Annotated in this window: 22 protein-coding genes; 6 read left to right on the top strand and 16 right to left on the bottom strand. The window is 56.4% G+C overall.

The window, feature by feature from the left end:
• Nucleotides 1–3: 3 nt before the first annotated feature.
• Nucleotides 4–1920 (bottom strand): PTS 2-O-a-mannosyl-D-glycerate transporter subunit IIABC, encoded by a 1917-nt coding sequence (gene mngA / locus A3466_RS03030; protein WP_063449466.1) that lies wholly within the window; start codon nucleotides 1918–1920, stop codon nucleotides 4–6.
• Nucleotides 1921–2095: 175 nt separating this feature from the next.
• On the opposite strand from mngA, the gene A3466_RS03035 reads away from it, so the two are divergent.
• From A3466_RS03035 to A3466_RS23405, 3 genes are all read left to right on the top strand, one after another.
• Entirely contained in the window at nucleotides 2096–2812 is a 717-nt protein-coding gene (locus A3466_RS03035; RefSeq protein WP_063449340.1) for a GntR family transcriptional regulator, read from the top strand.
• Between the two features lie 82 nt (nucleotides 2813–2894).
• Nucleotides 2895–3053, top strand: coding sequence for a hypothetical protein (locus tag A3466_RS23400; RefSeq protein WP_165602741.1), 159 nt, complete (start codon nucleotides 2895–2897; stop codon nucleotides 3051–3053).
• Between the two features lie 12 nt (nucleotides 3054–3065).
• Nucleotides 3066–3215: a hypothetical protein gene (locus A3466_RS23405; protein WP_165602742.1), complete on the top strand. Its 150-nt coding sequence runs from the start codon at nucleotides 3066–3068 to the stop codon at nucleotides 3213–3215.
• A gap of 403 nt (nucleotides 3216–3618) precedes the next feature.
• Here A3466_RS23405 and sucD read toward each other — a convergent pair whose 3' ends face one another.
• From sucD to sdhC, 8 genes are all read right to left on the bottom strand, one after another.
• Nucleotides 3619–4488 carry a succinate--CoA ligase subunit alpha gene (gene sucD, locus A3466_RS03040; protein WP_006809578.1) on the bottom strand — a complete coding sequence of 290 codons (870 nt, stop codon included), beginning with the start codon at nucleotides 4486–4488 and terminating at the stop codon, nucleotides 3619–3621.
• The gene (sucC, locus tag A3466_RS03045) at nucleotides 4488–5654 is read right to left on the bottom strand and encodes an ADP-forming succinate--CoA ligase subunit beta (RefSeq protein WP_059355295.1); all 1167 of its coding nucleotides are present in this window, start codon (nucleotides 5652–5654) and stop codon (nucleotides 4488–4490) included. The genes sucD and sucC overlap by 1 nt, the downstream gene beginning before the upstream one ends.
• 117 nt (nucleotides 5655–5771) lie before the next feature.
• A complete protein-coding gene (odhB, locus tag A3466_RS03050; RefSeq protein WP_063449341.1) occupies nucleotides 5772–6998 on the bottom strand; it encodes a 2-oxoglutarate dehydrogenase complex dihydrolipoyllysine-residue succinyltransferase in 1227 nt (408 codons plus the stop codon).
• Between the two features lie 14 nt (nucleotides 6999–7012).
• Nucleotides 7013–9820, bottom strand: coding sequence for a 2-oxoglutarate dehydrogenase E1 component (gene sucA, locus A3466_RS03055; RefSeq protein ID WP_063449342.1), 2808 nt, complete (start codon nucleotides 9818–9820; stop codon nucleotides 7013–7015).
• Between the two features lie 223 nt (nucleotides 9821–10043).
• Nucleotides 10044–10760 (bottom strand): succinate dehydrogenase iron-sulfur subunit SdhB, encoded by a 717-nt coding sequence (sdhB, locus tag A3466_RS03060; RefSeq protein WP_003858617.1) that lies wholly within the window; start codon nucleotides 10758–10760, stop codon nucleotides 10044–10046.
• A gap of 15 nt (nucleotides 10761–10775) precedes the next feature.
• Entirely contained in the window at nucleotides 10776–12542 is a 1767-nt protein-coding gene (sdhA, locus tag A3466_RS03065) for a succinate dehydrogenase flavoprotein subunit (RefSeq protein WP_063449343.1), read from the bottom strand.
• Nucleotides 12542–12889, bottom strand: a complete 348-nt coding sequence (gene sdhD, locus A3466_RS03070) for a succinate dehydrogenase membrane anchor subunit (RefSeq protein WP_003858621.1) — start codon at nucleotides 12887–12889, stop codon at nucleotides 12542–12544. Before sdhD ends, sdhA begins: the two co-directional genes overlap by 1 nt.
• Nucleotides 12883–13287, bottom strand: a complete 405-nt coding sequence (gene sdhC, locus A3466_RS03075) for a succinate dehydrogenase cytochrome b556 subunit (RefSeq protein WP_026080740.1) — start codon at nucleotides 13285–13287, stop codon at nucleotides 12883–12885. The genes sdhD and sdhC overlap by 7 nt, the downstream gene beginning before the upstream one ends.
• Before the next feature lie 638 nt (nucleotides 13288–13925).
• Here sdhC and A3466_RS03080 point away from each other — a divergent pair.
• A complete protein-coding gene (locus tag A3466_RS03080; protein WP_063449344.1) occupies nucleotides 13926–15209 on the top strand; it encodes a citrate synthase in 1284 nt (427 codons plus the stop codon).
• Between the two features lie 119 nt (nucleotides 15210–15328).
• Here the strand turns inward: A3466_RS03080 and nei are convergent, their stop codons facing one another.
• From nei to A3466_RS03115, 7 genes are all read right to left on the bottom strand, one after another.
• Entirely contained in the window at nucleotides 15329–16120 is a 792-nt protein-coding gene (nei, locus tag A3466_RS03085; protein WP_063449345.1) for an endonuclease VIII, read from the bottom strand.
• A gap of 18 nt (nucleotides 16121–16138) precedes the next feature.
• Nucleotides 16139–16879, bottom strand: a complete 741-nt coding sequence (gene pxpA / locus A3466_RS03090; protein ID WP_063449346.1) for a 5-oxoprolinase subunit PxpA — start codon at nucleotides 16877–16879, stop codon at nucleotides 16139–16141.
• A complete protein-coding gene (gene pxpC, locus A3466_RS03095; protein WP_063449347.1) occupies nucleotides 16866–17798 on the bottom strand; it encodes a 5-oxoprolinase subunit PxpC in 933 nt (310 codons plus the stop codon). Before pxpC ends, pxpA begins: the two co-directional genes overlap by 14 nt.
• Nucleotides 17792–18448, bottom strand: coding sequence for a 5-oxoprolinase subunit PxpB (pxpB, locus tag A3466_RS03100; protein ID WP_063449348.1), 657 nt, complete (start codon nucleotides 18446–18448; stop codon nucleotides 17792–17794). Before pxpB ends, pxpC begins: the two co-directional genes overlap by 7 nt.
• Before the next feature lie 14 nt (nucleotides 18449–18462).
• A complete protein-coding gene (locus tag A3466_RS03105; protein ID WP_063449467.1) occupies nucleotides 18463–19206 on the bottom strand; it encodes a type 2 GTP cyclohydrolase I in 744 nt (247 codons plus the stop codon).
• A 10-nt stretch (nucleotides 19207–19216) separates the two neighbouring features.
• A complete protein-coding gene (phrB, locus tag A3466_RS03110; protein ID WP_063449349.1) occupies nucleotides 19217–20629 on the bottom strand; it encodes a deoxyribodipyrimidine photo-lyase in 1413 nt (470 codons plus the stop codon).
• Between the two features lie 598 nt (nucleotides 20630–21227).
• A complete protein-coding gene (locus A3466_RS03115) occupies nucleotides 21228–21434 on the bottom strand; it encodes a YbfA family protein (RefSeq protein ID WP_014069366.1) in 207 nt (68 codons plus the stop codon).
• A gap of 307 nt (nucleotides 21435–21741) precedes the next feature.
• Here A3466_RS03115 and kdpF point away from each other — a divergent pair, with 307 nt between their 5' ends.
• Together kdpF and kdpA are read left to right on the top strand one after the other, a co-directional pair.
• Entirely contained in the window at nucleotides 21742–21831 is a 90-nt protein-coding gene (gene kdpF, locus A3466_RS22745) for a K(+)-transporting ATPase subunit F (protein WP_080473261.1), read from the top strand.
• Nucleotides 21831–23510: a potassium-transporting ATPase subunit KdpA gene (kdpA, locus tag A3466_RS03125; protein WP_063449351.1), complete on the top strand. Its 1680-nt coding sequence runs from the start codon at nucleotides 21831–21833 to the stop codon at nucleotides 23508–23510. The genes kdpF and kdpA overlap by 1 nt, the downstream gene beginning before the upstream one ends.
• Nucleotides 23511–23518: the final 8 nt, after the last annotated feature.

Genomic DNA, 23518 nt, shown 5'->3' on the forward strand with positions numbered 1-23518 from the left:
TGTTTAGGATGTAATGTCTTGAGTCACGTAGGTGCCGCGCTTCACGGCGTGACGTCGCCAGAGCAGTAACATGAGCGTAGAGATGGCGGCGCCAACCAGCGCGGCGCCAAACCAGCCCGCAGCAGCCATCACGCCACCCAGCCCGGCATCATGCAGTAAGAAGAGCGAGAAAATGCCCGCTCCCGGAGTCGAAAGCCCAATACCCATTGCCCCGACAATCGCACCGGTCGCCATTGATCCCATAACGAATGAGCCGATGACCCGCAGCGGATCCTCGATAGCCATCGGAATTGCCCCCTCGGTGATGCCCGCCAGCCCCAGCAGCCAGGTGGATTTGCCGGTCTCAATTTCGAACTGTTTAAACAGGCTCGGGGCCAGCATCGTTGACGCCGTCACGGTAAAGGCCGATACCATTTTGACGGAGGCAAAGATCGCATAAGGTCCGTAGACGCCGTTGGCCATCGCCCCGAGACAGAACGCGTAAGAGGCTTTGTTGACCGGACCGCCCAGATCGAACGAGCACATAAAGCCGAGAATCGCGCCCAGAAGCAGTGCGTTCGCGCCGGACAGCCCGTTAAGCCAGGCAGTCAGGGCGTTATTGATCCAGGCCACCGGTTCGCCAATTACAAACAGCATCAGGCTGCCTGCACCCAGCACGCCCATCACCGGATAGAGATAAAAGGTCAGAAAGCCGTTGTAGCGACTGCTCAACCGGATGTGGTTTTTCACCCAGCGCATCAGGTAACCCGCAATCAGCCCGCCGACGATGGCCCCCAGAAAACCGGAACCAATCATATTGGCGGCCAGACCCGCAGCAAAACCCGGCGTAAGCGCAGGTTTATCCGCCAGCGAGTAAGCGGTATAGGCCGCGAGAACAGGAACCATCAGAATGCCGACCATCCCGCCGCCCAGTTTGCGGTACATCCACAGCCATGAGTTTTCCTGATCGAACAGATGCTGCAACCCCAGGATCTGCGCCAGCAGTACCGACACGGCCAGCACCGTACCGCCCGCGACAATCAGCGGCACCGCAAAGGAGATGCCGCTGAGAAGCGCCTGCTTAAGCTCGGTTTTAACGCGCTTTTTAGTGTCTGTGTCGACATGCGCAGGGTGCGCATCGGATACTGGCCCTAGCGCCAGCGCGCGCTCAATGAGCGCTTCCGCATGGCGCAAGGGTTCAGCCACGGGTACGGAAATGGCCGGGATCCCCTGAAAGCGTTCGCTCTCTTTGATCGCCACTTCCGCCGCGAAGATACACGCTTTGGCCTCCCGCAGCTGCTGAGCGGTGATGCGCCCCTCAATGCCGTTCGCCCCCTGCTTTTCGACTACTACATTGACGCCGAGCTTACGTCCCGCTTTTTCGAGATATTCAGCGGCCATATAGGTATGGGCGATCCCGGCCGGACAGGCGGTTACGCAGACAACCGTCGGGGCGTCGGCCAAAAGCGCGCTTTCCTCAGGCTGCGGCGCAGCGTCCAGGGCAGTAAGCAGCGCGTCCGCGGTGGTGGCGCTCATGACGCGCGCGCGAAGCGCATCGTCAGCCAGACGGGTGGTGAGCGCGGTTAATAGCTGCATGTGCGTCGATCCCGCTTCGGCTGGCGGGATGGCGAGGAGAAAAATCAGCTCCACGCGTTCGGGGCCATCCACCCCCTCCCACTCCAGCGGATCGGCGAGCGTCGCCACGGCAAACGCAGCCCTGCTCACGGCCACCGATTTCCCGTGCGGAACGGCAAGCCCCTCCCCCAGCGCCGTCGGCCCCTGGGCCTCACGCTGGTGGACATCACGCAAAAAAAGCGCCAAATCGGAGACTGCGCCACACCGGGCCAGCCTGCCAGCCAGTGCTTCTATGGCCTCATCGCGATTGCCGAATCGCGCGTTCAGGCAGAGCGCATCTGGATGCGTTAACGCCGTCAGGTTCATCATTATTCTTACTCCCGTAAACAGACTGGCGAGAGTATCTCAGAGCGAATAAGACGATTATGTGATCATTTTCATGTTTATCGATTATTTGTATTTAATTTGTATTATTTACAATTTCATTCGCCGAGGCATAATCGTCATCAATGGTATTAACGAAACAAGACAACGGGCGTGCATGAGCGGAAAACCGAAATATCGTCAGATCGCGGATACCCTGCGGGATCAGATCCAGCAGGGTGTGCTGACCGCCGGGGATGCGCTGCCGACCGAATCCGCGCTCCAGGCCACTTACGGCGTGAGCCGCGTAACCGTCCGGCAGGCCCTGAAGCTGTTGACCGAGCAGGGCATCGTGGAGAGCGTTCAGGGCAGCGGCACCTACGTTAAAGAGGAACGGGTTAATTACGACATCTACCAGCTCACCAGCTTTTACGAAAAGCTGGCGGACAGACGTGTGGAAACCCACAGCGACGTGCGGGTGTTCGAAGTGATTAAAGCCGATGCGGCGCTGGCGGCAACGATGGCGCTCGCCGAAGGAGATAAGGTCTGGCACGTTAAGCGCGTCCGTTTTATCAAGCAAAAGCCGGTTACGCTGGAAGAGACGTGGATGCCGCTGGCGCTTTTTCCCGATCTCACCTGGGAAGTGATGGAAAACTCCAAGTACCACTACATTGAACAGATAAAGAAGATGGTCATTGACCGGAGCGAGCAGGAGATCGTCGCGGTAAACCCTTCGCCAGAAACCATCGAGGCACTGGGAATCGATCCTTCCCGCCCGATTCTTGAAAAAATCTCCCGCGGCTTTCTTAATGACGGGACGCTGTTTGAGTACAGCCGCAACAGCTTTAAAAGCGACGACTATCGCTTCACCTTAATTGCCCGGCGCCATCATTAAGAGGCGATGTCCTAATAGCTTCGCGTCAGGATAACGCTGACGTTTATTTATTTGCCATTGCATTTCTTGGTTAATTGTAATAATGCATCTTCCGACTATTGATTTCATGAAGGAAGCCATCAGCGAAAATCTGCTGGCGGGAAATGCGATGAGCCGCCGGGCGCTCTATATGTCCGGCATGGGTAAATCGCTGGCAACCGGCAAAAACAGCTTAATCGCTCTGGCGTATATCGTGAATTAATCCGGCGACCGGATGAACATAGACGGTATCGACATTGAGTACCTGCTGGTTCCCGGTACGGAGGCGCCGTCCGAGATGATGATGTGGTTACCGCAGTTCAATGTGCGGGACAGCATTGAGCTGCTGAACCCCAGCATACACAACCTCTGTCAACGTGTTTGATATTTTCCTCCTCAAACAGGAAGGGGGAAAATTGTCGTGGGACCGCTCATCACCGCGGGCTCCGCCAGCGACGACGTAGAGACCGCGAGGTTTCAGCCGATCTCTATCTATAATTTTCAGGGCAGCTGGTACTTGCGCAGCTAGGGCATCTGGACCTGGGATCGGGCGTCGGATGCTTATTACATTCCGGTTGGCATTGGCGGCGGGCGCGCCTGGGGAGTGGGAGGAAAGTGGTCAGCACCTTTGTCGAGCCGCAGTGGACGGTTGCGGGGCAATCTGCCGAAATTCACCCTCTTTGCCGGTTCGGCGTTGTCATGTAAAAAAGGCCGCTATACAGCGGCCAACCATGTCGAAACGGACATTTTTATACTTTAACGCTCCCCATCCGGGGAGCAGAGAGGATTTACTTAATGATGGATTTCAGCGCTTCGCCGATATCCGCCAGGCTGCGAACGGTCTTCACGCCTGCGGCTTCCAGCGCGGCAAACTTCTCATCCGCCGTACCTTTACCGCCCGCGATGATCGCACCCGCGTGCCCCATACGCTTGCCTTTCGGCGCGGTCACGCCCGCGATGTAACCCACTACCGGCTTGGTGACGTGATCTTTGATATAAGCCGCCGCTTCTTCTTCGGCGCTACCGCCGATCTCGCCGATCATCACGATCGCTTCGGTCTGCGGATCTTCCTGGAACAGCTTCAGAATGTCGATGAAGTTTGAGCCCGGGATCGGGTCACCGCCGATGCCTACACAGGTAGACTGGCCGAAACCGTAGTCGGTGGTCTGCTTAACCGCTTCATAGGTCAGTGTACCGGAACGGGAGACGATGCCCACTTTGCCCGGCTTGTGAATGTGGCCCGGCATGATGCCGATTTTGCATTCGCCCGGAGTGATCACGCCTGGGCAGTTCGGGCCGATCATGCGCACGCCTGCTTCGTCCAGCTTCACCTTCACGGTCAGCATATCCAGGGTCGGGATGCCTTCGGTGATGGTGATGATCAGCTTGATGCCTGCGTCGATCGCTTCCAGGATGGAGTCTTTGCAGAACGGTGCCGGAACGTAGATCACGGTCGCGGTTGCGCCGGTCGCTTCTACCGCTTCACGTACGGTGTTAAACACCGGCAGGCCCAGGTGCGTGGTGCCGCCTTTACCTGGCGTTACGCCGCCAACCATCTGCGTGCCGTAGGCAATCGCCTGTTCGGAGTGGAAAGTCCCCTGGCTACCGGTGAAGCCCTGGCAGATAACCTTGGTATCTTTATTAATTAAAACTGACATTATTTCCCCTCCACTGCGGCAACAACCTGCTGAGCTGCATCCGTCAGACTTTTCGCTGCAATAATATTCAGGCCGCTGTCAGCCAGTTTTTTCGCGCCGAGTTCAGCGTTGTTACCTTCCAGACGCACAACCACCGGAACGTTAACACCCACTTCTTCTACCGCACCGATGATGCCGTCAGCAATCAGGTCACAACGAACGATGCCGCCGAAGATGTTAACCAGTACCGCTTTAACGTTGTCGTCAGAGAGGATGATTTTGAACGCTTCGGTTACGCGCTCTTTGGTTGCGCCACCGCCCACGTCGAGGAAGTTCGCCGGCTCACCGCCGTGCAGCTTAACGATGTCCATGGTGCCCATCGCCAGGCCCGCACCGTTAACCATGCAGCCGATGTTGCCGTCCAGCGCCACGTAGTTCAGTTCCCACTGTGCAGCCTGTGCTTCACGCGGGTCTTCCTGAGACTGGTCGCGCATTTCGCGCAGATCGGACTGGCGGAACAGCGCGTTGCCGTCAGCGCCCAGCTTGCCGTCGAGGCAGATCAGGTCGCCCTGGGTGGTGATCACCAGCGGGTTGATCTCGATCAGCGCCAGATCGCGCTCCAGGAAGATGGTTGCCAGACCCATGAAGATCTTGGTGAACTGCTGAACCAGCTTACCTTCCAGACCCAGCTTAAACGCCAGCTCGCGACCCTGGTAAGGCATTGGGCCCGCCAGCGGATCGATAGCCACTTTATGGATCAGGTGCGGGGTTTCTTCCGCCACTTTTTCAATTTCCACGCCGCCTTCGGTAGACGCCATGAACACCACGCGACGGGAGCTACGGTCAACCACCGCGCCCAGGTACAGCTCTTTCGCGATATCGGTCGCCGCTTCAACCAGAATCTGGTTAACCGGCTGGCCGTTCGCGTCTGTCTGGTAGGTGACCAGACGCTTGCCGAGCCAATGTTCAGCAAACGCACGGATCTCTTCTTTACTCTTAACGACCTTCACACCGCCCGCTTTACCACGGCCACCAGCGTGAACCTGACATTTAACTACCCACGGGCCGGAACCGATTTTAGACGCGGCTTCTTCTGCTTCACGCGGGGTAGTACAGGCATAACCCACCGGAGCCGGTAAGCCATACCGGGCAAACAGCTGTTTGGCCTGATATTCATGTAAGTTCATGTGTTCTATCCATCCTTCAGGGTAATCGTTATCTTCAAACCTGTAGACCGGCGCGGTCTGTGCGCCGGATAGCGCTACGCTTATCCGGCCTACAGGGCAGGTGATGCTAAATAGTTACTAGACGTCCAGCAGCAGACGCGTTGGATCTTCCAGCAGCTCTTTAATCGCGACCAGGAAGCCCACGGACTCGCGGCCATCGATCAGGCGGTGATCGTAAGAGAGTGCCAGGTACATCATCGGCAGGATCTCCACTTTACCGTCTACCGCCATCGGGCGATCTTTAATGGCGTGCATACCCAGGATCGCGCTCTGCGGCGGGTTGATGATCGGGGTAGACATCAGCGAGCCGAATACACCGCCGTTGGTAATGGTGAAGTTACCGCCGGTCAGGTCTTCTACGGTCAGCTTGCCGTCGCGGCCTTTCACGGCCAGCTCTTTGATTTTCTTCTCGATGTCAGCCATGCCCAGGGTATCCACATCACGCAGAACTGGCGTTACCAGGCCGCGCGGGGTAGAAACCGCCATGCTGACGTCGAAGTAGTTGTGGTAAACCACGTCATCGCCGTCAATAGACGCGTTCACTTCCGGGTAGCGTTTCAGCGCTTCAACCACCGCCTTCACGTAGAAGGACATGAAGCCCAGACGGATACCGTGACGTTTTTCAAACGCGTCACCGTACTGCTTGCGCAGGTCCATGATAGGTTTCATGTTGACTTCGTTGAAGGTGGTCAGCATCGCGGTGGAGTTTTTCGCTTCCAGCAGACGCTCGGCCACGCGCTTGCGCAGACGGGTCATCGGCACGCGTTTTTCGCTACGTGCCCCAAGCTGAGGCTGTGCCGCTGGCGCTGCCGCAGGCGCTTTGGCTTCGGCTTTCGCCTCAGAAGGCGCTTTAGCCAGATGCTTGTCGATGTCTTCACGCGTCAGACGACCGCCCACACCGGTGCCTTTGATGGCTGCCGGGTCAAGGCTGTGTTCAGCCAGCAGGCGACGGATCGCCGGGCTGAGGGCGTCGTTAGACTGTTCTTCCAGAGAAGCCTGCTGGCGCTGGGCCGGCGTAGAGGCTTTCTCTTCAGACCTGGCGCTGGACTCTTTGCCCGCGCTATTGCCTTCACGCAGGCGACCCAGGATCTGACGAGAGGTGACGGTCGTACCTTCATCTTCCAGGACTGCATCCAGAATGCCATCCGCTGAAGCCGGTACTTCCAGTACCACTTTGTCAGTTTCGATTTCTACCAGCACTTCGTCGCGGGTTACCGCGTCGCCTGGTTTTTTGTGCCAGGTGGCGACGGTTGCATCTGCTACGGACTCAGGCAGGTCGGGAACAAGAATATCTACGCTACTCATTATGTATCCTTTAATTAATCGACGTTCAGCGCGTCATTGACCAGATCTTGTTGCTGCTTCTGGTGAACGGACATATACCCTACCGCCGGAGAGGCGGAGGCCGGGCGACCTGCATAACGCAGAGCAGACCCAAATGGAATCACTTCACGGAAATGATGCTGACTGCAATACCATGCGCCCTGGTTAAGCGGCTCTTCCTGGCACCAGACAAAATCATGAACGTGAGCGTACTGTTTCAGCACTTCCTGCATCGCCTGATGCGGGAACGGATAAAGCTGTTCGATACGCACAATGGCGACATCTTTCTGATCGTTCTTACGGCGCTGTTCCAGCAGGTCGTAATAAACCTTACCAGAACACATTACGACACGCTTAACGGCCTGCGGATCAAGCTCGTCAATCTCACCGATGGCCGGCAGGAAGGTGCCGTTTGCCAGCTCTTCCAGGCTGGAGACCGCCAGCGGATGGCGCAGCAGTGATTTTGGTGACATGACCACCAGCGGACGGCGCATACCGCGCAGCGCCTGACGACGCAGCATGTGGTAGACCTGAGCCGGGGTGGACGGCACGCAAACCTGCATGTTCTGCTCGGCGCAGAGTTGCAGGTAACGCTCCAGACGCGCGGAGGAGTGCTCCGGTCCTTGTCCTTCGTAACCGTGCGGCAGCAGCATCACCAGGCCGCACATACGGCCCCACTTCTGCTCGCCGGAGGAGATGAACTGGTCGATAACGACCTGCGCGCCGTTGGCGAAGTCACCGAACTGCGCTTCCCAGATGGTCAGGGTGCGCGGTTCTGCGGTGGCATAGCCGTATTCAAAGGCCAGAACCGCTTCTTCTGACAGTACGGAGTCCCAGACCTTAAACTGGCCCTGACCGTTATGTACGTGCTGAAGCGGGGTATAGGTTGAACCGTTAGACTGATTGTGTACCACCGCGTGACGGTGGAAGAAGGTGCCGCGGCCTGCATCTTCACCGGACAGACGAACAGGAATGCCTTCGTCTACCAGCGTTGCATAAGCCAGCGTTTCCGCGCCGCCCCAGTCGAACAGCTTCTCGCCAGCCGCCATTGCCTGGCGGTCGCCGTAGATTTTGGCCACGCGAGACTGCATCTCGATCGCTTCCGGAACGGTGCTGATGCGTTTAGCCAGCTCCTGCAAACGCTTCATTTCGACCTTGTTCGGGTAGCTCTCATCCCACTCGTGGTTGAGGTACGGCGACCAGGTGAAGGAGTGCATGTTCATTGGACGCAGCTCTTTCACTACGCATTCACCCGCATCCAGCGCGTCGCGGTAGAGGTTGACCATCTCGGTCGCATCTTCCAGCGTCGCCACTTTTTCGCTTTCCAGCTTGTCAGCGTAGATTTTACGCGGCGTCGGGTGTTTTTTGATTTTCTGATACATCAGAGGCTGGGTTGCACTTGGCTCATCCGCTTCATTGTGGCCGTGACGGCGGTAGCAGAAGAGGTCAATGAACACATCGCGCTTGAAGGTGTTACGGAAGTCCAGCGCCAGACGGGTAACGAAAGCAACGGCTTCCGGGTCATCCGCGTTAACGTGGAAAATGGGTGCCTGAACCATTTTACCGATGTCGGTGCAGTACGGGGTAGAACGCGCATCCAGCGGGTTAGAGGTGGTGAAGCCCACCTGGTTGTTGATCACGATGCGAACGGTACCGCCCACTTCATAACCACGCGCTTTCGACATGTTCAGGGTTTCCTGAACCACGCCCTGCCCTGTGACCGCCGCATCACCGTGAATGGTGATTGGCAGCACTTTATTGCTGCTCGGCTCGTCCAGACGATCCAGACGCGCGCGCACGGAACCGATAACCACCGGGCTGACGATTTCCAGGTGCGACGGGTTAAACGCCAGCGCCAGATGAACCTGACCGCCCTCGGTTTCGATATCCGAGGAGAAGCCCATGTGGTACTTCACGTCACCGGTGCCGAGGTGCTCTTTGTGTTTACCCGCAAACTCGTCGAACAGATCCTGCGGTTTTTTACCCAGCACGTTCACCAGCACGTTCAGACGACCACGGTGCGCCATGCCCAGCACCACTTCGCGCGTGCCGCTCTTGCCGGCATGACGAATCAGCTCTTTCAGCATCGGGACTAACGCATCGCCGCCTTCCAGTGAGAAGCGCTTTGCGCCCGGGAATTTCGCGCCCAGATAGCGCTCAAGGCCTTCTGCCGCGGTCAGTTCGTTCAGGAAACGTTTTTTCTCATCTGCTGAGAAATTCGCGTGGCCTGCCACGGATTCGATACGCTGCTGGATCCAGCGTTTCTCTTCGGTGGAGGTAATGTGCATATATTCCGCGCCGATGGAGCCGCAGTAGGTTTGCTTGAGCGCGTCAATCAGATCGCCCAGCTTCATCGTGTCTTTGCCGATAGCAAAAGAACCTACGTTAAAGCTTTCCTGGAAATCGGCCTCGGTCAGATCGTGATAGGCCGGATCGAGATCGGCCACACGTTCCTGCTGCCACAGTCCCAGCGGATCGAGATTCGCATGCTGGTGACCACGGAAGCGATAAGCGTTGATAAGTTGCAGGACTTTTACCTGCTTCGCATTGGTGTCAGGGTCGGAAATCGCAGAAGAGTAACGTGAGGCATCCTTCGCCAGACGACGGAAATAATCACGTGTTTTTGAATGGAATTGATCCGGTTTGACCCCTGTACCAGGCAACTGCTGGAACATGGAACGCCAGTTTGCGTCCACTGAGTCAGGATCGGTTAAGAAGTCTTCATAGAGCTGTTCTATCCAGCTCTGGTTCGAACCAGAGAGGTAAGAAGAGTCCAGCCAGGCTTTCATTGCGCCGTTCTGCATCGTGATCCCTTAAGCATTTTTATGCTTACTTTCGCCGTAGAAACTACCACGTACACACCGTGTACGTGCCGGGGTTCACCTGCGAGCTCTTTTCATTTGGCCCGCGAAGGAACCTTTAGAAACTGTCTAAACTTCAGGGCAGTTTTTAAAGGTTTCTGCAATTTATTCCCTCTCCCTTTGGGAGAGGGTTAGGGTGAGGGGAACAGCGCTCCCCTCTCACTACTTACGCACTGCGTTGCAACAGCATCGACTTAATATGGCCGATGGCGCGCGTCGGGTTCAGCCCCTTAGGACACACACTGACGCAGTTCATGATGCTATGGCAGCGGAATACGCTGAAAGCGTCACTTAATCCTTCCAGACGGTTCTCGGTTTCGGTATCGCGGCTGTCGATCAGGAAGCGGTAGGCAGCCAGCAGACCCGCAGGGCCGATAAATTTGTCCGGGTTCCACCAGAATGACGGACACGACGTTGAACAACATGCACAGAGAATACACTCATACAATCCATCGAGTTTTTCACGCTGCTCAGGTGACTGTAAATGCTCACGAGCGGGTGGATTTTGCCCATTATTCAATAAGTAAGGCTTAATCTTCTCATATTGTGCATAGAATTGTCCCATGTCCACCACCAAATCACGCACGACCGGCAGGCCAGGCAGAGGACGGATAACAATTTTCTGGCCAGGACGGTTTAGCGCTGAAATTGGCGTGATGCAGGCCAGCCCGTTTTTGCCGTTCATGTTCACACCGTCAGAGCCACATACCCCTTCACGGCAGGAGCGGCGGAACGACAGCGTTGGATCTTTTTCTTTCAGCTGGATTAACGCATCCAGCAGCATCATGTCACGACCTTCTTCCGCTTCGAGGGTGTAATCCTGCATACGCGGAGCATCGTCTACATCCGGGTTATAACGATAAACTGAGAATTCGAGTTTCATTATCCTGTCTCCGCATTAGTAAGTACGAATCTTCGGCGGGAACGCCGGACGCAGTTTCGGTTCCATGTTAACGCTACGGCGCGTCATGGTTTCCGACTCTGGCAGATACAGGGAATGGCACAGCCAGTTTTCGTCATCACGATCCGGGAAGTCGAAGCGGCTATGCGCGCCACGGCTTTCGGTACGGAAGTTTGCCGACATGGCGGTTGCGAATGCGGTTTCCATCAGGTTATCCAGCTCCAGGCATTCGACGCGCTGGGTGTTAAACTCGCTGGAGGTGTCGTCCAGACGGGCATTCTTCAGACGCTCGCGAATCGCTTTCAGTTGCTCAAGCCCTTTAGCCATTGCGTCACCTTCACGGAATACCGAGAAGTTGTGCTGCATACATTCCTGCAACGCTTTACGGATTTCCACCGGATCTTCGCCGTTACGGTTGCCGTTCCAGCGGTTGAGGCGTTCGAGAGAGGCGTCGATTTCGTCGTCGGTTGCATCACGCAGCGCGCCCTGCTCGGCGATGGACTCCTGAAGATGTAGACCCACCGCACGACCAAATACCACCAGGTCCAGCAGGGAGTTGCCGCCCAGACGGTTTGCGCCGTGAACGGATACGCAGGCAATTTCGCCTACCGCGAACAGGCCCGGAATGACCACGTCTTCGCCCTGCTCGTTCACGGTCAGCGCCTGACCGGTCACTTTGGTCGGGATACCGCCCATCATGTAGTGGCAGGTTGGGATAACCGGAATTGGCTCTTTCACCGGATCGACGTGGGCGAAGGTGCGGGACAGCTCCAGGATGCCCGGCAGACGGGATTCCAGCACCTCTTTACCCAGATGGTCGAGCTTCAGCTTCGCGTGTGGACCCCATGGGCCGTCACAGCCACGGCCTTCACGGATTTCGATCATGATGGAACGCGCCACCACGTCGCGACCCGCCAGGTCTTTTGCGTTTGGCGCATAACGCTCCATGAAGCGCTCGCCGTGTTTGTTCAGCAGGTAGCCACCTTCACCGCGGCAGCCTTCGGTGACCAGTACGCCCGCGCCAGCAATACCGGTTGGGTGGAACTGCCACATCTCCATGTCCTGCACCGGCACGCCAGCGCGGATTGCCATCCCAACGCCGTCACCGGTGTTGATATGGGCATTGGTAGTGGACTGATAGATACGGCCTGCGCCGCCGGTCGCCAGCACGGTCGCGCGGGCTTTGAAGTAAACCACTTCACCGGTTTCGATGCACAGTGCGGTACACCCCACCACGGCGCCATCGGCGTTTTTCACCAGATCCAGCGCATACCACTCGGAGAAGATGGTGGTATGTTTTTTCAGGTTCTGCTGATACAGCGTGTGCAGCAGCGCGTGACCGGTACGGTCAGCCGCTGCCGCGGTGCGTGCCGCCTGCTCGCCGCCGAAGTTTTTCGACTGGCCGCCAAACGGACGCTGATAGATGGTACCGTTTTCCAGACGGGAGAACGGTAGACCCATATGGTCCAGCTCCAGAATCGCTTCCGGGCCGGTTTTACACATATATTCGATGGCATCCTGGTCGCCGATGTAATCGGAACCTTTTACCGTGTCGTACATGTGCCATTCCCAGTTATCTTCATGGGAGTTACCCAGCGCTACGGTGATACCGCCCTGCGCAGACACAGTGTGGGAACGGGTCGGGAATACTTTAGAGAGCAGCGCACAGGTCTGGCCGCTCTGGGAAATTTGCAGTGCGGCGCGCATACCTGCGCCACCCGCACCAATCACAACAGCATCAAATTCTCTGACTGGCAGTTTCATTACACACCCCACACCACAACAAATCCATAAATGACGTAAACCAGCAGAGCAACAACAATAATCAGTTGCAGAGGAAGGCGAATCGCCAGCGGTTTAACGTAATCGGTCAACACCTGCCACATGCCGATCCAGGCATGAATAAGGATGGAGAACAGGGCCAGCAGGGTGAACACTTTGGTGAAGGCCGATCCGAAGAAACCACTCCAGATTTCCCACGTCAGCGTCCCGCTGGTCGCGAAGAAACCGATCATATAGATGATGTAAAGCGTGAGGACGATGGCGGTAGCGCGGACCAGAATGAAGTCATGTACGCCGTTGCGTCCTAATGCGGAGGCGTTGCTTACCATACGAGAACTCCTGCGAGAAGTGAAAGCACGACAGTGATCACAAATGAAATGTTCGCGGTACGTTTACCGGCCTCGAACGTCTCTTCCAGATAGCCAAAGTCCATCAGCATATGGCGTACGCCGCCAACAACGTGATAGGCCAGCGCGGTCAGGATGCCCCACATGATAAATTTCACGAAGAAGCTGTTCATGATGGCCGAGGCCTGGAGGAATCCTTCAGGAGAGGAGAGGCTGGTTCCCAGTAACCACAACAAAATACCGACCGCCACAAACGTAATCACACCAGAAACGCGGTGCAGAATGGACGCTATTGCTGTTACAGGGAATCGGATCGTTTTCAGATCCAGATTGACAGGTCTTTGTTTTTTCACATTTCTTATCATGAATAACGCCCACATGCTGTTCTTATTGTTTCCTTCCTCCGGACTGCGATGCGGGTCAGACAGCGTTCCTTTTCTATAACTGCGCGTCATGCAAAACATTGCTTCCAAATGCTAAAACGACACGTTACAACGCTGGGTGGCTCGGGATTGCAGGGTGTTCCGGAGACCTGGCGGCAGTATAGGCCGTTCACAAAATCATTACAATTAACCTACATACAGTTTGTTGGGTTTTCTCTGGAACAGTGATCGGGGTCACGATAACAACATCTTTTTAAATTTTAATCATCTGATTTGACAAATGTTAAACAATATTGTTACAAACGTCATCAGAAAAGGCATATAATGCGCAAAAGTTATGAGGTCTCTCTTTCACCTGACAAATAGTTATGTAACAGTGTGATGGTATTGACCGAAGTTATCAGGACAGTTATTAGTGATATACAGGTTTGAATAATTCGGACTGCAAAACGCTGATTTGCTGTTGTTTCACTGATATTTCATTCGTTTACCTGCAAGGCGCCATAGCTCTGTACCCTGGTTTCTCCTCGTGAGCTGAGCGGTAAGCCAAATAACAATCTGGTAACGATGATTAACAGCTGAAGGCAAATCCGGTGAAAAGCAGTCTTAAGCATAAGGCGCTAAGGAGACCGTAAATGGCTGATACAAAGGCAAAACTCACCCTAAATGGTGATGATGCTATTGAACTGGATGTGCTAAAAGGCACGCTCGGTCAGGATGTTATTGATATCCGTACGCTGGGTTCCAAAGGGGTATTCACCTTTGACCCTGGATTCACCTCCACCGCATCTTGCGAATCCAAAATCACCTACATTGACGGTGACGAAGGTATCCTGCTCCATCGCGGCTTCCCCATCGATCAGTTAGCCACCGAATCCAACTATCTGGAAGTGTGCTACATCCTGCTGAACGGCGAAAAACCGACGCAGGCGCAGTACGATGAATTCAAAACCACCGTGACCCGTCACACCATGATCCATGAGCAGATTACCCGTCTGTTCCATGCGTTCCGTCGTGACTCTCACCCGATGGCGGTCATGTGCGGTATCACCGGTGCGCTGGCGGCGTTCTACCACGATTCTCTGGACGTGAATAACCCGCGTCATCGTGATATCGCGGCGTTCCGTCTGCTCTCCAAAATGCCGACCATGGCGGCGATGTGTTACAAATACTCCATCGGCCAGCCGTTTGTGTATCCGCGTAACGACCTCTCCTACGCCGGCAACTTCCTGCGCATGATGTTCTCCACACCGTGCGAAGAGTATGAAGTGAATCCGGTGCTGGAACGCGCGATGGACCGTATTCTGATCCTGCACGCTGACCACGAGCAGAACGCGTCAACGTCTACCGTTCGTACCGCAGGCTCTTCAGGCGCGAACCCGTTCGCCTGTATCGCTGCGGGCATCGCCTCCCTGTGGGGACCGGCGCACGGCGGCGCGAACGAAGCGGCACTGAAGATGCTGGAAGAGATCAGCACCGTGGAGCACATTCCAGAGTTCGTACGTCGTGCGAAAGACAAGAATGACTCCTTCCGCCTGATGGGCTTCGGTCACCGTGTTTACAAAAACTACGACCCGCGCGCAACCGTTATGCGTGAGACCTGCCACGAAGTGCTGAAAGAGCTGGGCACCAAAGACGATCTGCTGGAAGTGGCGATGGAGCTGGAACACATCGCGCTGAACGACCCGTACTTCATCGAGAAGAAACTCTACCCGAACGTCGATTTCTACTCTGGCATTATTCTGAAAGCGATGGGCATTCCGTCTTCCATGTTCACCGTGATCTTCGCCATGGCGCGTACCGTGGGCTGGATTGCGCACTGGAACGAAATGCACAGCGAAGGCATGAAAATCGCCCGTCCTCGTCAGCTGTACACCGGCTACGAGAAGCGTGATTTTAAGTCTGACCTGAAGCGCTAAAAAACGTTGGGTGCGGCCTGATGCCCTCACCCCGGCCCTCTCCCACAGGGAGAGGGTGAAAACATTAAAAACGGCAACTTTCGTTGCCGTTTTGCTTTTACCTCCGCCACCCGGCTTTTTTACATCTGGCACCGGGGACACCAGTAAAACGGTCTGAAAGAGATCGTAGCCTTCTCAATCACTCCGCCGCACCGCTCGCACTTTTTCCCCGCCCGATGAAACACCTTAAAGCGGAACAGCGCCCCGTGATGTTTGTTCTCATCCACCAGGCCGCGCGTGTTGTACGACAGCCGCGGAATGTCCAGCAGCGCGTGCGACAGCGCCTCCAGCTTTTCATCGCTCAGCTGCGACGCCTTGCGCTGTGGCGCCAGCCCCACTTCCCAGAGGATCTCCACCCGCAGGTAGTTTCCCAGCCCGGCAAGAAACGCCTGATCGAGCAACAGCCCGGAAAACTGCCGGTTGCGGAACTGGGGAGACAATAGCCGGGCTTGAACATCGCTCGCCGTCAGGCGCATATCCAGCACGTCCGGTCCGACGCGCTGTAAGAACGGATGCGTCAGCAGCTGCTCCGGCGTTAACATTTCGATATCAGAGGCGCTGTAGAGCAGGATCGCCCTGTCCGCCGTTTGTAACCGGACGCGCAGCACGCGCGTCGTTTGCGGCTGCTCGTCCGCCTCCACCACGCGCCAGACGCCGTAAAGCTGATTATGGCTATATAACGTCAGGTTATGGGAAAAGTGAGTGAGCAACGCTTTGCCGCGCGTTTCAATGTGGGTCACCGTCTGTCCCACCAGCGCTGTTTCAAACGGTTTCAGTTGAGGAAAGGCAAACCAGACATCGGTCAGCGGTTTGCCCTTTATCGCCGCCTCTAGGCTATCCGCCGCGCGGCGGATCTCCGGACCTTCAGGCATGTTATTGTCCTTTTATCATCAATCTGCGCTGACGAGAATGCCCTCTTCAGAGAACGCCGCCCGCAGGCGTCGCGCGAACAAAAGCGCATGCTCCCCGTCGCCGTGTAAACACACCGTATCGGCCTGAACATTTGCAGATGTTCCATCCACGGCGTTCACCCGCCCGGCGCGCACCATCTCCAGCGTCTGCGCCAGCGCTTTATTTTCATCGGTAATCAGCGCACCGGCCTGCGTGCGCGGCACCAGGCTGCCGTCCGGCATGTATCCCCGATCGGCAAAGACTTCCTGCCGCGTCGTCAGCCCCAGCCGTTCTCCGGCACGAATAAGCTCGCTACCCGCCAGACCCACCAGAATCAGCTGCGGATTGCAGTCCCGCACCGCGCGGGCTATCGCCTCCGCCAGCGCCGGATCTTTCGCCGCCTGGTTATAGAGCATGCCGTGCGGCTTGACGTGACGCAGCACGCCATGCTCAGCGCGCACTATCGCCTCCAGCGCGCCGATCTGGTAGAGCACCTGAGCGTAGACCGTCTCCGGCGGGAGATCCATCGCCGTGCGGCCAAAGTTCTCCCGGTCCGGGAAGCTCGGGTGAGCGCCAATCGCCACGCCGTTTTTCATAGCATTGCGTACGCTTTCCAGCATGGTCTGCGCATCGCCCGCGTGAAAACCGCAGGCGATGTTGACCGAGGAGACCAGGGTCATCAGTTCCGCATCGGCGCTGCTGCCCTCCCCCAGATCGGCGTTTAAATCAATCTTTACCATCGAGCCTCCACGCCAGCTGTTCGAGATAGCGCTGCCGATCCTGCCGGGCCTTCAGCGCCTCTTCCAGCGTACACTGCACAAAATGAATCGGCTGGCCGAGAGGGATTTGCGCCAGATGGTAGCGATCCGCTTCGATAATGCAGGCAATACGCGGATAGCCGCCGGTGGTTTGCGCGTCGTTCATCAGTACGATGGGCTGCCCGTTGCCCGGCACCTGGATCACCCCCGGCAGCAGCCCGTGAGACAGCAGCTCCCGGTCAGTCGTGCGGGTCAGCGGTTGCCCCTGAAGCCGATAACCCATACGGTTACTCTGCGGGCTAATCTTCCACGGCGAGCGCCAGAAAGACTCTTTTGAGGCTTCATCAAACTCCTGATATTCCGGTCCCGGCAAGGCGCGGATCACGTTTCCCCACAGCAGCTGCTTTACGCCCTGCGTGGTGGTGAAATGGCGCGCTGAGGACTTAATCGCCAGACGATCGCCGTCGCGCAGCAGCCGTCCTTCATGACCGCCCATTCCCGCTTTCTGGTCGGTGCTGGATGAGCCCAACACCTCCGGCACGTCGATGCCCCCCGCCACGGCAAGATAGCTGCGCACGCCGTGCAGAGGACGCTTAAGCGTCAGACGCTGCCCGGCTTTCGCCCGCAATCGCCAGCCTGTCCACACCGCTTTGCCGTCCAGCGTTGCGTCACAACCCGCGCCGGTTAAGGCAAACCAGGTTTCCTCACCAAACTCAATAACGCACTGGCCCAGCGTAATTTCTAACGCCGCCGTGCTGCCTGGGTTGCCTACCAGCAGGTTGGCAATCTCCAGCGAAGGACGATCGAGCGCGCCGCAGTAGCTCACGCCGGACTGACGCAGGCCAAAACGGCCGGCATCCTGTACCGAGGTGTAAAGCCCTGCACGAATAAGCGTTAACATACCCCCTCCTTCTGCGGGATAAAGCGCAGGGTATCCCCCGGACGCAGGAGTATGGGCGCATCATGGCCGGGTTCGAATAACGGCGTGGACGTGTGCCCGATAAGCTGCCAGCCGCCCGGCGAAGCGAGCGGGTAAATTCCCGTTTGTTCGCCACCAATCGCCACGCTGCCTGCCGGTACGCTCAGGCGCGGCTCAGCCCGGCGCGGGGTTTGCAGCTGGGGCGCTAACCCGCCAAGATAGGGGAAGCCCGGCTGGAAACCTAAAAACCAGACAACATAGTCGACTGAGCTGTGCAGCTCGACGACCTGCTTTTCCGTTAATCCACAGTGTTCGGCCACCACGCCAAGGTCAGGGCCACCTTTGCCGCCATAGACAACCGGGATCTCAATCGCCCGCGATTCCGGCTCCAGCGCCTCGCTCTCCTCCCACCAGCGTTGCAGACGCTCAATGGCATCCAGCGCCCCGGTGTGCGGATCGCGTAGCACCACGGTGATATTATTCATACCCGGAATAGCTTCAACCACGCCGGGTAGCTCGGGCAGTCGCTGAGCAAGCCGCCAGATACGCTTTTGCGTGGCAAGCGTCACCGGAGGCTCAAGCTCCAGAACTACCGCGGTTTCACCCAGAAGATAACAACGCGCTCGCTGCACTTAACTACCTCTCATCAGGCCGGATTAGGGATATCAATAAACGTCACATCCAGATCGGTATTTTCCGTCAGCCACTCGCTGAGGGCGCGGATGCCGCCACGCTCGGTGGCATGATGGCCTGCCGCGTAAAAATGCAGGCCTTGTTCACGTGCGGAATGAATGGTCTGCTCGGAGACTTCGCCGGTAATGAACGCATCGACACCGAAGCGTGCCGCACTGTCAATAAAGCCCTGACCGCCGCCGGTGCACCATGCCACGCGCTTCACGGTGTCCGGCCCGGTGTCGCCGCACCACAGCGGACGACGCCCCAGGCGCGCTTCGATCCACGAGGCCAGCTCCAGCCCCGGTACCGGCATCGACAGCTCGCCCCACGGCATCAGGGGTTCAATTTCCCCCATCACGGTAATCCCCAACAGCTGCGCAAGCTGGACGTTATTACCCAGTTCAGGATGCGCGTCGAGCGGCAGGTGGTACCCGTACAGGTTGATGTCATTCGCCAGCAGCGTTTTGAGGCGGTTGCGCTTCATGCCGCGAATAATCGGCGATTCGTTTTTCCAGAAGTAACCGTGATGGACGATCACTGCATCGGCTTCCTGACGCACCGCCTCATCCAGCAGCGCCTGGCTTGCCGTCACGCCGGTGATGATTTTTTGCACCGTGTCGCGTCCCTCTACCTGCAAGCCATTCGGGCCGTAGTCGCTAAACGAGGCGGTGTTAAGTTTTTCGTTAATCAGGCGTTCCAGTTCACTGTTTTTCATCATCACTCTCTCAAGCTTTTCGGGCGGCTTCGTACGCCGCCAGCGTGGCGACGCGCGCCTGTTTATGGTCGACAATCGGACGGGGATAGTTCAGGGTAACGCGCTGTTTATCCGCCCATGTCCAGGGTTCATGAATGGCTTTGGCGGGAACATCCTTAAGCTCAGGTAGCCAGCGACGGATAAACTCGCCGTCAGCATCAAATCGTTGTCCCTGCGTGGTCGGATTGAAGATCCGAAAATAGGGAGCCGCATCCGTTCCGGTGGAGGCCGCCCACTGCCAGCCGCCGTTATTCGCCGCCAGATCGCCATCGATCAGCTGAGACATAAAATAACGCTCTCCGGTTCGCCAGTCGATAAGCAGATCCTTCACCAGGAAGCTGGCGGTAATCATTCGCAGACGGTTATGCATCCACCCGGTTTCATTGAGCTGCCGCATAGCCGCATCAACAATCGGGAAGCCAGTGAGTCCACGCTGCCATGCCTGAAGGAGCTTATCATCCAACTGCCACTGTACCTGTTCGGTCCAACGAATGAAGGGGCGATGTTTACATAAATCAGGATGATACGTCATCAGGTGACGGTAAAACTCACGCCAGATCAGTTCGTTCAGCCACACAGCGCCCGCGCCCCCGTCAAGCGCCTGAGGCTGTTCCGCCAGCAGCCGATGCAAACACTGGCGCGGAGAGAGCACGCCCAGCGCTAAACAGGCCGACAGGCGGCTGGTGCCTTCAATCGCGGGAAAATCCCGACGCGCCTCGTATTCCGCCGCCCCCTGCTTGCAGAACTGACGCAACTGGGCAATAGCCGCTTTCTCGCTGGCGGGGAATAACGCTTCATCGAACGACTGCTGAGGATAATTCAGTGTGATTTCAGGCAGATCCGGTATCGTATCCCCTCTCACGGCTGGCGCGGGAACGCACTCGGGTAGCCCCTCTTTCAGGCGCTTGATAAACGCATTTTTAAACGGCGTGAAAACTTTATACATCTCGTGATTGCCGGTCATCACGCTGCCCGGCGCGAGCATCACGCTGTCATCGAACCCTTCACAGACCACGCCCTTAAGGGTTTTCTCCAGCTGACGGTCGCGCTGCTGCTCGTTAAATTCGTACTGGTAGTTGTAAAAAAGACGCGTTACCGCGTGCTGCTTACAGATTGCCTGCACCGTCTGAAGCTGTGCGGCAAAATCGTTCACCTCTTCATAGATAAGCGGGATACCTTTTTCGGCCAGTGAATGTTGCAGGTCATTCAGATACGCGCTGAGCAAAGCCGCTTGCCGGGGCGCCATGTCATGCTGCTGCCACTGCTCTGGCGTGGCGATAAACAGGGCCAGCACATTCGCGTCTTTAGCGCGGCAGGCCGCCGCGAGAGCGATGTTGTCGTGAATGCGTAAATCCGCGCGAAACCAAACCAGATGGGTGGGCATAAAACTCCTGGCAATTGTCCATTATGTCCGTAAGGGCATGCCGTAAAAGGAAAAAGGCACGCATTGAACTACTTTGCCATGAAGTGTAGACGGGATGAAATAAAAAAGGCCGCCCAAGGCGGCCTTAACGCTACTTGTCCTGCGCTATCGAGGTAAAGGTAACAAACACATCCGGTTTATCACTCTTTACAACGAGTACGCTGGCGACAATGAACGCAATGCATAAATAGCGTTTCACTATGCGGTCCCTGCTGCTAACCGCTCCACCTATCACCACTGGTGATAAATCGGTGGACACAAGCCCGGGTAGGCGGGCTGCTTTACGGCTATGGATACACCTTTCCCAGGACCGATGCCCATTTGCGAGATGGCGGAAAGGGACGTGGCATCATAATTAACACCAACGCCAAAAGTAAGTTATTTCAATAAAATTAGGAATTTATAAAGGTAAAGTGGATTGCGAACTTTTCAAAGAAGGGTATGATAAAAATCCCGGGTAGGGGCTGCAAGATTACCCAACGGACCGCGCATCCCGAGGGACAAAAAAACCGCCACATGGTTATTGGCGGTTTTTTTATGGCTACGATGTCGCGTCGTATTAATAGAAGTCGCAGGTTGCTTTCTCGGCCTGATCCATCCACACCGGCTTTTCGCTGGTTTTCGCCCAGACGCGGTGCAGGTAGCTGTAAAAACGCGCGCGATCTTTCCAGAACAGCATCACCGGCAGGGCCAGTACGCCAGCCACTACGGCGAAAGTGCGACGCATGAACACGATATGAGCCGGATACTCTTTATAAAGATCCATATTTTCTCCCCTATAGTTGGCCGGAAACGTCATCCGGAAAATTCAAAATTTGTGAGCTGGATAAAATAATATCGCTTTGCGTGTAATTTTACTACTCATCCGACCACTTATTTTCATCCATTTAGTGAATATTTACACTCACGCCGTAACTAAGTTACAAAAAAGTTAACGATTTACTTATCAATAGTTAAATTGTGGACTTTCCATTTTTATACTTTTTTTACACCCCTCCCCCCGATTTTTGCGAAATCTTTGCGCCGTAAATCCTACCGTTAGCACCATTACAAATGTCACCCGGAGGTGGAGTGTGAGTGCAGGTCTGATTGCCGGCATCGTGCTGGTGTTCCTGTTAATGGCTTATCTGATTTATGCCCTGATTAATGCGGAGGCATTCTGATGGCTGCTCAGGCGTTTTTGCTTATTGCCAGCTTTTTACTGGTGCTGTTTGTGCTCTCCAGGCCGCTGGGAACCGTGCTGGCGCGGCTGATCGGTAACGCGTCATTGCCGGGCACGAGAACGATTGAAAATGTGATCTGGCGCGTTTCAGGTATAAACGACCAGGAAATGAACTGGCGTCAGTATCTGATGGCGATACTGCTGCTGAATATCGTGGGGCTTATTGCTCTTTTTGCGATGCTCATGCTCCAGGGGAGCCTGCCGTTGAACCCGCAACGGCTACCGGGTTTATCCTGGCACCTGGCGCTGAACACGGCGGTCAGCTTTGTGACCAACACTAACTGGCAGTCTTACGCCGGTGAAACGACGCTCAGCTACTTCAGCCAGATGGTCGGGTTAACCGTGCAAAACTTTCTGTCTGCGGCCAGCGGTATCGCGGTGATCTTCGCCCTGACGCGCGCGTTTGCCCGCCAGAATGTCAGCACGCTCGGCAACGCGTGGGTTGATGTCACGCGCATTACCCTTTGGATCCTGGTTCCTGTAGCGCTGCTTATTGCCCTGTTCTTTATCCAGCAAGGCACCCTGCAAAACCTGCTGCCTTATACTCCTTACACCTCGCTTGAAGGTACCGGGGGACTTCTGCCGATGGGGCCGGTGGCATCGCAGGAAGCGATCAAGATGCTGGGTACCAACGGCGGCGGCTTCTTCAACGCCAACTCATCACATCCGTTTGAAAACCCAACGGCACTGACCAATTTTGTGCAGATGCTGGCGATCTTCCTGATCCCCACCGCGCTCTGTTTCGCCTTTGGTGATGTGGTTAACGATCGCCGTCAGGGCCGCACGCTGCTGTGGGCGATGACGCTCATCTTCGTGGTCTGCGTAGCCCTGGTGATGTGGGCCGAATGGAACGGCAACAGCCACTTCATGCAGCTCGGGGCCAACAGCAATATTAACCTGGAAGGCAAAGAGAACCGCTTCGGCGTTCTTGCCAGCAGCCTTTATGCGGTGGTCACCACGGCGGCCTCCTGCGGGGCGGTGAACGCCATGCACGACTCTTTCACTGCGCTCGGCGGCATGATCCCCATGTGGCTGATGCAGATTGGCGAAGTGGTCTTCGGTGGGGTCGGCTCGGGGCTGTATGGCATGCTGCTGTTCGTTCTGCTGGCGGTGTTTATTGCCGGGCTGATGATTGGCCGCACCCCGGAATACCTCGGTAAAAAAATCGACGTTCGCGAGATGAAGTTAACCGCGCTGGCAATCCTGGTCACCCCCGCCCTTGTGCTGCTCGGTACCGCCCTGGCGCTGATGACCGAGGCTGGCCGCAGCGGCATCTTTAACCCGGGCATCCACGGCTTTAGCGAAGTGCTGTATGCCGTGTCGTCCGCCGCCAACAACAACGGCAGCGCCTTTGCCGGGCTAAGCGCCAACTCGCCGTTCTGGAACTGTCTGCTGGCGTTCTGCATGTTCGTTGGTCGTTTCGGCGTGATTATTCCCGTTATGGCAATCGCTGGAGCACTGGTGAATAAGAAAATCCAGCCGACCACCGCCGGTACGTTACCGACTCACGGCGCGCTTTTCGTCGGCCTGCTGATTGGCACCGTCCTGCTGGTGGGCGCCCTGACCTTTATCCCCGCCCTCGCGTTAGGCCCGGTTGCGGAATATCTCTCTTTACGCTGATTTTGCGG

This window comes from Enterobacter genomosp. S (assembly GCF_001631805.1).
Taxonomy (GTDB): domain Bacteria; phylum Pseudomonadota; class Gammaproteobacteria; order Enterobacterales; family Enterobacteriaceae; genus Enterobacter; species Enterobacter quasihormaechei.